Origin of the sequence: Synechococcus sp. UW179A (genome assembly GCF_900473965.1) — a bacterium.
GTDB lineage: Bacteria > Cyanobacteriota > Cyanobacteriia > PCC-6307 > Cyanobiaceae > Synechococcus_C.
Genome location: NZ_UCNJ01000030.1, coordinates 1 through 13,905 on the forward strand (window position 1 = coordinate 1; position 13,905 = coordinate 13,905).

Consider the following 13,905-nt stretch of genomic DNA (forward strand, 5'->3'; position numbering starts at 1 on the left):
GCCTCTCGCGCAGTCCAAAAACATAACTCACTATCAACCCCTTTCGCAACTGATCAGCCGATCAAGGAAGCAGCAGCGACTCTCCCCAGGGTCTGAGGCGCTCAAGTTCAGCCTGAGAGCTCGCTGCGAGTACAGGAAAACTGACATCAGCAAGATCTTGTCCAGGCGTCAGCGCCGCAGGATCTTGATCAAGCCATTGCAAGGGACAATCCAATTCGCTCAAAACCAGCCAGGCTGCTGCGAGATCCCAGATCTTGGGTGTGGCCTCCAAGGCTGCCACTGTCTGTCCCATCGCCACGCTGACCAGGTTGAGGCTGGCAACACCAAGCAAGCGGATTTTGCCTGGGAAAGGGTCCTCATGGCGGCGCTGCAGCACCCGGATCGCACGACTGCACAGCGACACGCAGGCACTACCAGCCTGCAGGCGGGTCTCGGGCGTAAGAGGTTTACCATTGCGCCAGGCACCTCGACCACGGATCGCCACAATCCGCTGACGCAGAGATGGAATCTCCAAAAAAGCCTCGCTAGGACGCCCGTCTACAAAACGAGCCACAGAAATCGCCCAATAAGGGATTCCAGCTGCGTAATTGGTGGTGCCGTCGAGAGGATCCACAACCCAGAAGGCTGAAGAAGAAGGACAAGCCTTCTCTCCCTCCTCGCTAAGGGTGAATTCACCGGGAGCCAGCTCGGACAGCCCATCAACAAGGGCCTCATCGCTCCAGCGATCACAAGCGGTGATCAAGGATCCATCAGCCTTGACATCCGAAGCGATATGTCCAAAATCTTGTCTTTGCCGATCTGCGACCCTGTCGAGCAGCTGATGGACTGCGAGCAACTGCTGAGGGTTAAGGAGTCTTGAGGTCAACGCGCGTCATCATCAAGAACCGAGCAGGGAAGCTTGACAGGCTGGGATGTTGGGTGAGGGCTTGATTTGGATCTGTTCAGACTCGGGTGTTTGTGCTTTGTCAGAAGGTAAGTCTTGAGGAGGACAAGCGCCGACCTGGTCGAGTCCGGTATAGCGCCTCAACTCGGCAATCGTGATGTTGTAATCAGACAAAGCTTGGACATGGCGAGTCTGTGCTCTTGTGAGGTCTCTTTGGTTATCAACCACTTCACGCTGAGTGGTCACACCTGCAGCAAAACGAAGACGTGCAAGTCGCAAGGCTTCTCGTTGCGATAGGACCTCTCGAGAGGTTGTGCGAATGGTCTGCTGATTCGCCCTTAAATCGTAAAAGCTCTGCTCTACTTGTAAGCGAATCTCACCACGTTCATTCGCGAATTGATAAGCGCTCGCTTCAGCAGCCTGCTTTTTGCGCCGATAATCAGCTCGGGCTTTACCACCATCAAAAATATTCCAGCTTGCCGAAAGGCCAACGGTATTATCCATATTCCATCCATAATAACTAGTGCTTAAAGAACCTTCAGATTGCTTTCCATCAAGCCGCTGTGTCGAGAAATTGTTGAAGATACTTAGGACGGGTTGCACTGCTGCCAGAGCAGCATTAGCACTGCTGTTGTTAATCGAGATATCCAGAATGAATTGATCGAGCTCTTCACGGAAGGCATAAGCCGCAATGATGCTCTCTTGCAAAGACGGCTCCCAAACGCCTACAACTTTTGATGGCGAAGCGGCCGTTGGAGTGACGTCTTGTGGCAGATCGATAATCCTGGCCAAATTGCGACGCGCTCGGACTTGCGAATTAAGAGCTGAGATTAAGCCGTCTTGATCTCGGGCAAGTTGAGTTTCAGCTTCGAGCACTTCCAGCTTCGTTGCAACACCTGCCTGAAAACGTGATCTTGCATAACGCAAACTCAACAAAGAAGCAGCCACAGACTGCTTACTAACATCGACTTGCGAGTCATATTGCTGAAGTCTGTAATAGGCCGTGGCCACAGATAAGCGAAGATCTCTCAAAGCAATCAGATAGGCGTCACGCGCTCTCTCAAAGCTGTCACGCGCTGCTGAAATTTCGGGAACACGTGCCGGATCAATCAAGTTCCAATTCAGCGTTGCCTGGAAATTGGCTGTAGAAACTTCCGAAAAAGTGATATCCCCTTGCTCCTCCTCCAAACCAGTTGTGGGGCTCTCAACATCGGAAACGGTGTTATCAAAAAACTGCTCTTGACTGGAGAGGTATTGAGGAAGACCGTTAGCTGTGAGATTAAGAGTTGGATACCAGCTGGAGATCGCCGCTCTCAAGCTCGACTTGGCTTGCTGTACCTCGAGAGCAACAGCCTTTAGGCTTGGACTGTTGACTTCAGCGAGCTGTTCAACTTCAGCGAGGGTAAGCGGCCTGAGCTCTCGAATCCGAACCTGATCAGGCTGATCCGGAAGCGCGAGACTTGGCGGCGAATTCAACGAATCGAGTGTCTCAGGCAGTGTTGTCGCCGCCGGAGGGAGCACCGAAGGGTCTGCCTGGGGCCGGGATCCCTTCTGTTCAATGGCCGTCGGCAGGGTGCTCTGATCGATCAGCGCAGCGCCATTGTCTGTGGTGACTTCAGAAGACTCTTGGGCGGAGGCAACCCCTGCGATGTGGGAGGGCACGATGCCTGCAATCAGAAGAAGGCTTGCAGCTGTCCGACGCACATCAAAACCTGAGCTTGGCGGAGCTTAGGTGGTTTTTTCTGGATCTCCGAGCACTGCAGCCACGATGTCAGCTGCTCCATGCACGATCCGAATCGGGACAGGAAGTTGCGCCTGAACCTGATCCAGAGTCATGTCATCAAGGAAGACAGGCTGCCCCTGCCGCAACATCACCGATGGCAGCAGCAACTGATCCCCCAGGTCCTGATCCTTAAGGCCATCCAACAGATCCTGACCAGTCAGAAGACCAGTGACCACCTGATCCTGTCCCCAGTAGGGACTGGGAAGACCATGCATCTGCAGGGTGACGCCATCAATTCTGTTGAGACGCTCTGTGACTGTCTCCAGAGCTTTGTCCACAAGACGACCTACCACCCAACTGGTGCGTCGTGGCTCAGCCACACGCTCTGGCAGTGATTCCGTGGCCTTATCCAACGACTCGAGAAACGCCCGGATCGTTCCTACACCATTTTCCTGCTGCGGAAGATCCTCATAGCTGACGCGCGGAGGAAGTTGACGGCCTGCAATCAGATACCACTCATCCGACAACCAAACAAATCGACTGCCGAATCGCCCTTGGAACTCAGACTGGAGCGGTTCCACTGCGTCAATCACCCGCCTGGCATCTTCAGGGGTGACAGCCCGTAACCCATCACCAGGGGGGCGGAAACGAGTCAGCCCAACAGGTACCACTGCCGCTGAAAGCACGGCAGGCCACTCAACACCAGTAAAACGCGCGAGATCGCGAAGGGTCTTAAGGAGTGCCTCACCATCATTAAGACCGGGGCACACCACCACCTGAGCGTGAATCTGCAACTTGCGCTGCGCAAACCACTCCAGCTGCTTCAGCAGCTTTCCTGCTCTTGGATTCTCCAGAAGTGTGGATCGCAGATCGGGATCTGTTGCATGCACAGACACGAAAAGCGGTGTCAGCCGTTGCTGCTCAATCCGCTCCCAATCGGCATCAGCCAGGTTGGTGAGAGTGAGATAGGAGCCGTAAAGAAAGCTGAGTCGATAATCGTCATCCTTGAGATAAAGACTGTCCCGATGGCCCGGCGGCTGCTGATCGATGAAGCAGAAGGAGCAACGATTGGTGCATTGACGAAGGCCGTCGAAGAGAGCTTCGGTGAAAGCCAGCCCCAAACCATCGTCCGCATCCTTCTCCAACTCGACGCTATGCAGCGCACCTGCGCTGTCACGAACCTCGAGCGTCAGCTCCTCCTCAACAATGAGATAGCGGTAATCAATGAGATCGCGGGGGCGCACACCATTGATGCTCAGTAGCTGATCCCCTGGCTCAAATCCCAGTTCCTCTCCAATCGACCCTGACTCAACTGAGGCAACGACCGCAGGTTCAGGTTGTCGTGAGGGGCTTGCAGGATCCAGAGCCGTGACAGCAACCCCTGCGGAAGGCTCATTCCACACATCAAGGAGGCAACTGTTATCAGTTTGGGACGGCGGCCGACCACCACACCAGCAGCAACACTCCGAAAAGGAGTCTGTAGATCACGAAAATCCAGGTGCTGTGACGTTGCAGATACTTCAACAGCCAGTCGATGGCCAACCAGGAGACCACAGCTGCAGAAAAAATACCGATTAAAAGGGGGAGCGCACCGCCAGCGCTGGGCTCACTGAAAGCATCCTTTAACTGCACTAAACCAGCCAGGGTGATGGCTGGAATTCCCAGCAGAAACGAAAATCGGGCCGCATCCGGACGCTTCCAGCTGTCAAACAGCGAGGCGGTGAGGGTGCTTCCCGATCGGGAAACCCCAGGGATCAGGGCAAGCACCTGAGCGAGTCCCACCACCAGGCCATCACGCCCTTGCACCTGGTCGAGTCGCTTGAGGCGCGGGCCAAGCTTCTCTGCCAGAGCCAGCAGCAAAGCCATCACAATCGACACAACGGCGATAACCGGTTCGCTGCGCAGTGGAGACGTCTCATAACCGGGCCAGAACACTTTGATGCCAAGCCCCACCACCAGGATCGGCACGGTGCCAATGGCCATCGCAATCCCCAGGCGAGCTTCGGGCTCCCGCCACTGCCCTCTGCGTAGGGCATCACTAATTCCCTTCCAAACCCCAGCGAGATCCTCTCGGAAGTAACCGATGACCGCCACGATGCTGCCCAGCTGGATGACGGCAGTGGCCGACACGCCGGGATCCTGCCAACCGGCCAGGGCAGGCACCACCTTCAGATGTGCCGTACTGCTGATTGGCAAAAACTCAGTCAGGCCCTGAACGACACCCAGAACAACATTTCTCCAAATGGCCTCGAGTAGTCCGGGTTCTGACACCTCTGCGTCCTGAACACAAGTTTGAGGACGCTATCGCCAGCCCCAACACCGGATGACATCAGACACCTCACAAAAACGCTCAATCAGGCGCAAATCTTCTAAGGTCACAGTCCTTTCTTCACATACAGCGGGGGTGGATCGTTGTTCAGTGGGCTGATACGCAACCAAGCCCTTGCTGAGCCGGTCCAGCCGATTGCTCTTGGGATAGCCGGACTGCCTTTTTGGGCATCCATGCTGGTGGTGTTGCCTGTCTTTGTGCAGGCTCCTTGGGTACGACAACAACCCTTCAGCTCCTGCCTGTTCGGCCTAGTCCTCCTTTCAGCGGGCGTGATTACCAATGCGATTGCACCCAACAAATGGAAGGAGCTAGGTGCACTTTTGGTTGGCTTCAGTGGAAGCTGGCTGGCTGGCAGCCTGTTCTGGGGGTGGTTAGCGAGTCATCCACTGCTGCACCTTCCTATTGAAGCTTTTGCATTGCCTCTGGCGATCACCGGTCTGCAAACGCGATGGCGACTTGGCTGCGCCTTTTATCTGGCCTCGCTTCTGGGCACAGCTTTCACCGATCTGGCCATGGCACTCACAGGTGTCATGGCCCTTTGGCCTGCGGTGATTGGAGCTTCCGCGTCAGAAGCGACTTTGCTGCTTCAGGACGCTGCTGCATTCGTGTTGAGGCCAAGTTCTCTGCTGACGGTGGTTACAGCAGGAGCAATCATCCTCCAGCTCGTTCAGCACTGCAGACATCGCAGCAGCCTGTCAGCCGCGACTGACAAGTCCTGGTCTGTAGCGGCTGCAGTGCTGTTCACAACTCTCGTGATTGACGGATTGTTTCTGTCGCTGTCTCTGCTTGCACCAGAACTCAGCGGCTTGGTCTGAAACGAACTGCAAAAAACTGCGACCCCTTGCATCGGATCAAGGCAATGGCACTTGTATGGTTTGCAAGCCGGCCACGCCGGTAATCATCCCGTTCCGATCTTCTAAACGGAGAGTTCCATGAAGCGTCTGCTGTCCTGGCTGACAGGCATTCTTGTGATGGCAGGCCTGCTGATGGGCCTGCTGCTACCCGCGAGCGTTCAGGCTGCTGACATCCGCAACGTGGCTGACGACAAGATCGCAGAGCGTGGCGAAAAGGTGGATCTGAACAATTCCTCCGTGCGTCGTTTCCAGCAGTTCCCTGGCATGTATCCGACCCTCGCCGGCAAGATCGTGCTGGGTGGGCCCTACGAGAGCGTTAACGATGTTCTTTCCCTTGATCTCACAGATCGGCAGAAAGAGCTGTTCGAGAAATATCGCGACAATTTCACCGTCACAGAACCATCGATTGCTCTCAACGAGGGTTTCGATCGGATCAATGATGGCCAGTACCGCTGAGGCAGCTCTCTGAAAACGCCGATCGCCACTGATTGGATTGCTTGGATTGCGCTAAAACCGCCGGACAACCCGGCGGTTTTTTGGTGCTGAAATGAAACCCTCTAGCCCTGGCAGCGAAACCATCCCCTCAGGTCCCTGGGATGTGGTGGTGGTTGGCGCCGGGGCCGCAGGCCTGATGACCTGTCTTGAACTGCCGGTCGGATTGCGAGTGCTGCTGGTCAATCGCAACACCAGCCGGCGCTCATCAAGCCGATGGGCCCAGGGCGGAATCGCGTCCGTCACCCGTCGCGATGACAACAGCGGCAGCCACGCGACAGACACAATCCACGCCGGAGCGGGTCTTTGCGACGGCGATTCCGTCCGCCTTCTCGTTGAACAGGCTCCGCAGTGTGTCGACAGGCTGCTCGAGCTGGGGATGGATTTTGATCGAAACAACGACGGGAGCCTGGCCACCACCCTCGAAGCTGCGCACAGTCATCATCGAGTGCTGCATGTCCAGGACCGAACCGGCCATGCGCTGGTGGATGTGCTTCGGCAGCACGCGGAGCAGAGGCCTGGATTGCTGCATCGCAGAGGTGTTCGCGTTAGCCAGCTCTGGGTGGAGAACGGGCGCTGCTGCGGCGTGCAGGTTTTGGACGGGTTCAGGCTGCAATGGATTCGATCCAGAGCAGTGGTTCTGGCCACCGGAGGCGGAGGTCACCTCTATACCAACACCACCAATCCCGCTCAAGCCGCAGGAGAGGGAATCGCCCTGGCCTGGGCTGCCGGGGCCGCGGTTGAAGATCTCGAGTTCGTTCAGTTTCATCCGACTGCTCTGAAGCTTCCTGGAGCTCCCTGCTTTCTGATCTCCGAGGCAGTGCGTGGAGAAGGAGGACGACTCGTGGACGCAGCAGGCAACAGTCCGGTCACTGACCTGCCAGGGGCTGATCTTGCCCCCAGAGACCAGGTCAGCCGTGCACTGTTGAAAAGCATGCGCCTCCAGGACATCGACCACGTCGGCCTGGACCTTTCAGGGATCCCCCGCGACCAAGCTGAGCGCCGCTTTCCAACAATTCTTGAGCAGTGCCGCAACCACAATCTCAATCCTCTTGAGCAACCAATCCCCGTCGCGCCTGCAGCCCATTACTGGATGGGAGGCGTAGCAACCGACCTCAATGCCGCCACATCGCTGCCAGGCCTCTACGCCGTAGGTGAGGTGGCCTGCACCGGGCTGCACGGTGCCAATCGTCTGGCCAGTAACTCACTGATGGAATGCCTAGTCTTCGCACGCCAACTGGGAGCGATCGACCTACCTGCAGTTTCAAAAGACGACAAAGAACAATGGAGGGATCAGAGGGACGCAACCAGCACCAGCCAAACCAATGCCCGCAGCAGTATCAGCATCGGGGAGCTCACACGCAGCATCGAACAGCTAAGTGATCAGTGCTGGGATGTGGCCGGAGTTAATCGCTCTAGAGCGGGGATGCAGACACTGCTGAGGTTGACCAGGAGGGCCATGAGCCCGCTGGAACATGAAGTGCTGCTGTGTATGGTCAACCGCCAATCCCATCAGCAACAGATCGAGCTGGAGGAGCCAAGCCGCCAGGAACTCAACCTGCTGCTTGATCTGATCCATCGCCAGCGCACCACTGCTTTGCTCCTGGAGGCCTGTCTATTCAGAACTGAAAGTCGGGGAGGGCATTTCCGCAGCGATGCACCCTGTTCCCTACCCCAGTGGCGCCGTCACAGTCGACAGCTCAGAGGAGAAGGGATCAAAACCCGCAGCGTCACTGAATAACTGACTTGCCGTCTCAACGGTGGGCCAGGAAGCTCAGAAGTTGGTGTCTCCCTTAAAGCCTGATAGGCCTGCCAGCGTTTTCAGATCTTTGACACCTGAATCAAGTTTGCCGTTGATCTCCCAGGTGGGGAAACCCTCGATCTTCTTGCTCTGGCAGAGGGCGCGTTGACTGTTCTGACCATCCGGGGCACATTCAACGACGGTGAGCTTTTTGGCAGCTTCCAGACCGAAGTCCTCCTTCTGCTCATGGCAGTGAGGACACCAGTAAGCGCTGTACATAACAGCTCCTGTGGCGGTGAGATGTTCAGCCAGCGCCACCTTGGCAGGAGTGCTTTCGGTGGTCACAAGAGGAGGCGCACCAGGGCCAGTCACAGCAGCCTCCGGCCGGTCAGGGTCCAAAACCGAGGCCCAAATCAAACTGCCGAGCAACACAGCCAGAGCTAGGAGAATGCCGCGGAAGAACAGCTGAGAGGGGTCGTCCCATCCACCGCCGATCACGCAAAGGATCAGCAGCAAAATCGACAAGGTCGCTGAGAGCACGCAGAAGAAACAGAAGGCCTGAATCTTGAAGACCATCAAGCCCAGCAGCACCAAGCTGAAGACAGCCATCCCAAGAGAAACAGCGAACAGTCCCCACCAGGTGCGCCGGGACAGATCACTGCGGTTCTCCATCAATCCTGGGAGTAAAGGCACAAGGGCCATCACCAGAACGGCGAGGTAAGCCAGCAGACCGGCAAAGGACAAAGGGATGACGACGGCATCCGTCTGGGCAAGGGTTCCCCAGGGACTGTTCAGGACCTTGTCGCAACCACCACCGCCCATCGGGCAAATGAGGTCACCGAGCATCCCCCAACGCTTCAGCGTGATCGAACCGGTATCGATCACCCCGACGGTTGCCAGCACCGCCATGCTGATGCGTGCCCATTTGAAGCCCTGGTCCTGACGACGTCGGCTGGTGAGTCGGGTGGTGCCCATGCGCACTGAACTGTTTTTTGAATTTTGGCAGGAATCAGCGCGAGATTTATGGTGAAAGTTGATGCGCAGTTCCCTTGTCACCGGACCAAGCTCCCGGCCGCGACATGGTCAGCACACGACCGACTGTGGCTTTCACCCATCTGGGATGCGAAAAGAACCGGGTCGACACCGAACACATGCTCGGCCTGCTGACGCGAGCAGGGTATGGCGTCAGCAGTGACGAAAGTGATGCCAACGTTGTTGTGGTCAATACCTGCAGCTTCATCCAGGAAGCTCGGGAGGAGTCCGTCCGCACGCTGGTGGGACTCGCTGAACAAGGCAAGGAACTAATCATCGCCGGCTGCCTGGCACAGCATTTTCAGGAAGAGCTGCTCGACTCTTTACCGGAAGCCAAAGCTATCGTCGGCACTGGCGATTATCAGCACATTGTGGAGGTGCTGGAGCGAGTCGAGGCTGGGGAACGCGTCAATCGGGTCAGCAAGAACCCGACATTCGTTGGCGATGAAACACTTCCCAGGTATCGCACCACCGGAGAAGCGGTTGCTTATCTCAAAGTGGCCGAAGGTTGCGACTATCGCTGCGCGTTTTGCATCATTCCGCATCTGCGTGGCAATCAGCGCTCAAGAACGATCGAATCGATCGTTTCAGAAGCCCATCAACTGGCAGAACAAGGCGTTCAGGAACTGATTCTGATCAGCCAGATCACCACTAATTACGGGTTGGATATCTACGGACGGCCTCGCCTTGCGGACCTTCTTAGGGCCCTCGGTGAGGTGGAGATTCCCTGGATCAGGGTTCATTACGCCTACCCCACAGGCCTGACCCCTGAAGTGATCGCCGCATACAAGGATGTCCCCAATGTTCTCCCCTATCTCGACCTGCCTCTCCAGCACAGCCACCCCAAGGTGCTGAGAGCCATGAACCGTCCGTGGCAGGCGGATGTCAACGACCGTCTGATGAATCAATTGCGGGAACAACTGCCGGATGCCGTGATGCGCACCACGCTGATCGTGGGCTTTCCCGGTGAAACGGAAGAGCAATTCGAGCACCTGGCTGGTTTTCTTGAAAGCCAGCGGTTCGATCACGTTGGCGTGTTCACCTTCTCAGCAGAAGAAGGAACAGCCGCAGCCAAGCTCCCCAATCGCGTGCCAGCCGAGATTGCCACCGCCAGAAAAGATCGGCTGATGACCCTGCAACAACCGATCTCGGCCGAAGCCAACACCCGCTGGGTGGGACGCACCGTGGATGTGCTGATCGAGCAGCACAATCCGATCACAGGAGACATGATTGGCCGATGTGCCCGCTTCGCACCTGAAGTGGATGGCGAAGTGCAGGTGCAGCCACGCGCAGACGGGATGCAAGCAGGACCAGGCACCATGGTTCCGGTGCGAATCAACAGTGCCGACATTTACGACCTGAGCGGAGAGATCGTGGGGGCAAGCGAAATGGTGGCCTCAGCTCGTAGCAGCACTTGAGCCATCCTTCACCGCATGCACGCCAACGCGTCATCTTCCTGATCGCATCAGGCTTGAGCACTGCCGGTTCGTTCGCAGGGCTCACTGCCAAGGGCTGGATCCTGATGGATGAAACCAAGGCACCCATGGTGCTGGCACTGAATTTCGCAGCACTCTCCTTACCCACGATGCTGGTGAGCGGCCCCGCCGGCGTGCGCACCGATCGGGTTGGCTGTGAGCGGGTCTTGATCCAGGCACAGTGGGCACTGCTCGGCGCAGGTCTGCTGGGAGCCCTTTCCATCCCAATGTTCGAAGGGCATGCGCAAGTGTTGATGTTGCTGGCCAGCACCTTGCTGGTGGGCATTGCCGGTGCCTATGAACTCACAGCTCGCAATAAATACTGCGCTCTGCTGTTAGACGACAACTCTGAGCTGGCACCCTTCCTGACAAGCTTCTCGGTGGTCTTCAACGTCGGAAAGTTGGTAGGCCCCCTTCTGGGGGGCGTGCTCATCACTCTGGCGGGTCCGGCCACAGCCCTCACGCTTGATGCAGCGACCTACCTGATACCGATCGCCAGTGTGATCTGGCTGCTGCATCCGAAAACGGAATTAGAGGAGCGCAGTGCTCCTGGAGACAAAGCCTCACTGCGCGTGGCCTGGAGGGAATGCGGGAGCACGCTGAGACACGTGCTGATGTTCACCGGATTGATGTGCGTGGTGGGATTCTTCCACCCTGGACTTGGGCCCTTGATCGCCGCTAGCGAGCTAGGGAATGCACCGATGGATCTTGCTGTATTCACCAGCGTTCTGGCCCTAGGAAGCATTGCAGGTGGACTGCTGCTGCAACGCAACAGTCATCGTTTTTGCCGAAGACCCTCTCGGACTTTGGCCGGTTTTGCACTGATCACCGCCGTGGCTCAACTGGGCATGGCCTATGGAGGTGACGTGCCCTTCTTGCTCGCAATGACGCTGATGATCGGAGCAGGAACTGCGGGACTGCTGAGCAGCAGCAACCTGATTACCCAGGTGGGTTCCACACAGATCCTGCGCGGGCGTATGGCTGGCCTCGGTCAGATTGCCTTTCTGGGAGGCGGTGGACTCAGTGGGCTGATTGCCGCACAACTCACCGTCATGATGGGACTTAAGGCGACCTTCGCCATCAGCGGCAGTCTCGGAGTCTTTTTTGCGCTGCTTGAGATCTGGCGCCGAGGCGACTCTGTGCTGACCGAAGTCAGATCAGTTTGATTCGACGCAGAACGAAACTGATCGTCACAGCGGTGGTGAGTCCTGCCCCGACCAGACCCACATAAATGAGGATGCCCATGCCTGTCACAGATTGCAGCACCTATTAGATCAGAAATCAGGTCTCGATTCAGCAGATCCCCCTTAAGATCCTGCACAACGAAATCAAATGGAAACGGAAGGTTCTGTCCGCAGGGTCTACCGCAGGTAACAGACAGACCACCTTCACGCTCCGGCTCATGCGCACCTTATTCATTTATCCCCTCTTCCCTAAGACCTTCTGGAGTTACGAGAAGATTCTGGAGCTGGTGAATCGCAAGGTGCTGCTCCCTCCCCTGGGATTGGTGACCGTGGCGGCATTGCTGCCCCAGAAATGGGATATGAAGCTCGTCGACCGCAACGTGCGAGAGATCACTGAAGACGAATGGAACTGGGCCGAGCTTGTGGTTATCTCGGGAATGATCGTCCAGAAAGACGATATGCAGATTCAGATCGCCGAAGCCAAACGCCGAGGATTGCCAGTCGCCGTAGGAGGCCCTTATGCGAGTTCTACTCCGGATGCCCCGGAGATCGCAGAGGCCGACTTCAAGGTGCTTGATGAGGGTGAAATAACGCTTCCGATGTTCATCGAAGCGATCGAGCGAGGTGACAGTGGTGGACGTTTCAGCGCTGAGGGTGACAAACCTGATGTGACAGCAACACCGATTCCCCGGTTCGACTTGTTGCAGCTCGAAGCCTATGACTCGATGAGCGTGCAGTTTTCAAGGGGGTGTCCGTTTAATTGCGAATTCTGCGACATCATTGTTCTCTATGGACGCAAGCCGCGTACTAAGAACCCTGAGCAGCTAATTGCTGAGCTTCAGAGTCTCTATGACCTCGGCTGGAGGCGATCGATCTTTCTTGTGGATGACAACTTCATCGGCAACAAGCGCAACGCCAAGCAATTGCTGCCGCAGATCAGAAGCTGGCAGGAAGAGCGTGGCTATCCCTTCAGCTTTGCAACTGAAGCCTCAGTGGACCTCGCCGATGACGAAGAAATGATGCGCATGATGCACGAAGCGCGCTTCGAGAGTGTGTTTCTCGGCATCGAAACTCCAGATGAAGCGAGTCTGGAAACCTCCCGAAAACTTCAGAACACACGCAACCCACTCGATGCAGCCGTTGACAGGATCACCGCGAACGGTATCCGTGTGATGGCAGGCTTCATCATCGGTTTCGACGGTGAAAAAGACGGCGCCGGCCGACGCATTGTTGAGTTCGTAACTAGAACCGGAATTCCGGCAGCCATGATGGGCATGTTGCAAGCGCTCCCGAACACAGCGCTCTGGCATCGCCTTGAGAAAGAGGGGCGTCTGATTCAGGACAAGTCAGCGGCCAAAGGCGTGAACCAAACCAACCTGCTCAATTTCAAACCCACGCGTCCGATTCGGGACATCGCCAACGAATACGTAGATGCCTTCTGCGCGCTCTACGAACCGAACGCTTACATGGACCGCGTCTATTCCTACTACCTGAAAATGGGAGCGCCACGCTGGAAGGGCACGTCAAAACTGCCTACCTGGACTGATATCAGGGCTCTCTCCATTGTGGTCTGGAGGCAGGGCATCAAACGCGATACCCGCAGTCGTTTCTGGCGTTACATGCTCAGCATGGCTCGACGCAACCCAGCCATGCTGGAGCAGTTCCTGGTGGTGCTTGCCCACAACGAACACTTCCTTGAGTATCGCGCGATCGTTCAACGCGAAATCCGCGAACAGCTGGAATCGCTGCCACCAGAAGAACCCAGCACGTCCCGCGAACTGCTGACAGCCTGACCTGTCTTAGTCCTGCCTGTAGGGCAGTCCGGCTTTCAGGCAGGCTTCTGCTTTTTGCAATTCCCGGCCTAAGTACAGGGCATGGTCAAGACGGCTAAGCGGGAGTGGGGGATCTGATTCGGTCAGAGCCATGCCAAGTTCCTTGGCGGTTCTGCCACGAAAGCTTGTGCTTGGCAGACGCGGGCCACCACCACGGCAGGCCAGAACTTCGCCGGTTTCCGGATCAGTGGCACGACCTCGTTCATCCACATCATTGCTGTAGTGCTCAGCAACGAGTTCATGGGCATCAGCGTCCAGCTTGATCAGGAAGTAACCAGAGGGGTCAAGCTCGATGAATCGCTGTGAAAGCTGGTCGTCAATCGAGGAAGTGCCTTCTGCCATCGTCACACCCTACAAATG

At 56.6% G+C, this 13,905-nt stretch carries 13 protein-coding genes; 6 read left to right on the top strand and 7 right to left on the bottom strand.

The window, feature by feature from the left end:
• Window positions 1-61: 61 nt before the first annotated feature.
• From DXY31_RS13965 to DXY31_RS13980, 4 genes are all read right to left on the bottom strand, one after another.
• Complete coding sequence (locus DXY31_RS13965; protein ID WP_114994351.1) at window positions 62-865, bottom strand: inositol monophosphatase family protein; 804 nt, start codon at window positions 863-865, stop codon at window positions 62-64.
• A 12-nt stretch (window positions 866-877) separates the two neighbouring features.
• Window positions 878-2,545, bottom strand: a complete 1,668-nt coding sequence (locus DXY31_RS13970) for a TolC family protein (protein ID WP_371639484.1) — start codon at window positions 2,543-2,545, stop codon at window positions 878-880.
• Between the two features lie 66 nt (window positions 2,546-2,611).
• Window positions 2,612-4,009 (bottom strand): TIGR03279 family radical SAM protein, encoded by a 1,398-nt coding sequence (locus DXY31_RS13975; protein WP_114994353.1) that lies wholly within the window; start codon window positions 4,007-4,009, stop codon window positions 2,612-2,614.
• 19 nt (window positions 4,010-4,028) lie between these two features.
• Window positions 4,029-4,877 carry an undecaprenyl-diphosphate phosphatase gene (locus DXY31_RS13980; protein ID WP_114994354.1) on the bottom strand — a complete coding sequence of 283 codons (849 nt, stop codon included), beginning with the start codon at window positions 4,875-4,877 and terminating at the stop codon, window positions 4,029-4,031.
• A 141-nt stretch (window positions 4,878-5,018) separates the two neighbouring features.
• Here DXY31_RS13980 and DXY31_RS13985 point away from each other — a divergent pair, with 141 nt between their 5' ends.
• The 3 genes from DXY31_RS13985 to nadB all read left to right on the top strand — a co-directional run bounded on the left by DXY31_RS13985 (window position 5,019) and on the right by nadB (window position 8,022).
• On the top strand, window positions 5,019-5,750 hold the full coding sequence (locus tag DXY31_RS13985; RefSeq protein ID WP_244279825.1) for a DUF3120 domain-containing protein: 732 nt from the start codon (window positions 5,019-5,021) through the stop codon (window positions 5,748-5,750).
• Between the two features lie 117 nt (window positions 5,751-5,867).
• On the top strand, window positions 5,868-6,245 hold the full coding sequence (psbU, locus tag DXY31_RS13990) for a photosystem II complex extrinsic protein PsbU (RefSeq protein ID WP_066911821.1): 378 nt from the start codon (window positions 5,868-5,870) through the stop codon (window positions 6,243-6,245).
• A 91-nt stretch (window positions 6,246-6,336) separates the two neighbouring features.
• Window positions 6,337-8,022 carry an L-aspartate oxidase gene (nadB, locus tag DXY31_RS13995; RefSeq protein ID WP_114994355.1) on the top strand — a complete coding sequence of 562 codons (1,686 nt, stop codon included), beginning with the start codon at window positions 6,337-6,339 and terminating at the stop codon, window positions 8,020-8,022.
• Window positions 8,023-8,055: 33 nt separating this feature from the next.
• Here nadB and DXY31_RS14000 read toward each other — a convergent pair whose 3' ends face one another.
• A complete protein-coding gene (locus DXY31_RS14000; RefSeq protein ID WP_114994356.1) occupies window positions 8,056-8,997 on the bottom strand; it encodes a vitamin K epoxide reductase family protein in 942 nt (313 codons plus the stop codon).
• A 104-nt stretch (window positions 8,998-9,101) separates the two neighbouring features.
• Here DXY31_RS14000 and rimO point away from each other — a divergent pair, with 104 nt between their 5' ends.
• Together rimO and DXY31_RS14010 are read left to right on the top strand one after the other, a co-directional pair.
• Window positions 9,102-10,472 (top strand): 30S ribosomal protein S12 methylthiotransferase RimO, encoded by a 1,371-nt coding sequence (gene rimO, locus DXY31_RS14005; protein ID WP_114994388.1) that lies wholly within the window; start codon window positions 9,102-9,104, stop codon window positions 10,470-10,472.
• On the top strand, window positions 10,469-11,695 hold the full coding sequence (locus DXY31_RS14010) for an MFS transporter (protein WP_114994357.1): 1,227 nt from the start codon (window positions 10,469-10,471) through the stop codon (window positions 11,693-11,695). Before rimO ends, DXY31_RS14010 begins: the two co-directional genes overlap by 4 nt.
• On the opposite strand, the gene DXY31_RS14015 is transcribed toward DXY31_RS14010, so the two are convergent.
• Complete coding sequence (locus tag DXY31_RS14015; RefSeq protein ID WP_114994389.1) at window positions 11,682-11,774, bottom strand: cytochrome B6; 93 nt, start codon at window positions 11,772-11,774, stop codon at window positions 11,682-11,684. The genes DXY31_RS14010 and DXY31_RS14015 overlap by 14 nt on opposite strands.
• A gap of 157 nt (window positions 11,775-11,931) precedes the next feature.
• Here DXY31_RS14015 and DXY31_RS14020 point away from each other — a divergent pair, with 157 nt between their 5' ends.
• The gene (locus DXY31_RS14020; protein ID WP_114994358.1) at window positions 11,932-13,506 is read left to right on the top strand and encodes a B12-binding domain-containing radical SAM protein; all 1,575 of its coding nucleotides are present in this window, start codon (window positions 11,932-11,934) and stop codon (window positions 13,504-13,506) included.
• Between the two features lie 6 nt (window positions 13,507-13,512).
• Here the strand turns inward: DXY31_RS14020 and DXY31_RS14025 are convergent, their stop codons facing one another.
• Complete coding sequence (locus DXY31_RS14025; RefSeq protein ID WP_114994359.1) at window positions 13,513-13,887, bottom strand: DUF4346 domain-containing protein; 375 nt, start codon at window positions 13,885-13,887, stop codon at window positions 13,513-13,515.
• Window positions 13,888-13,905 lie beyond the last annotated feature (18 nt).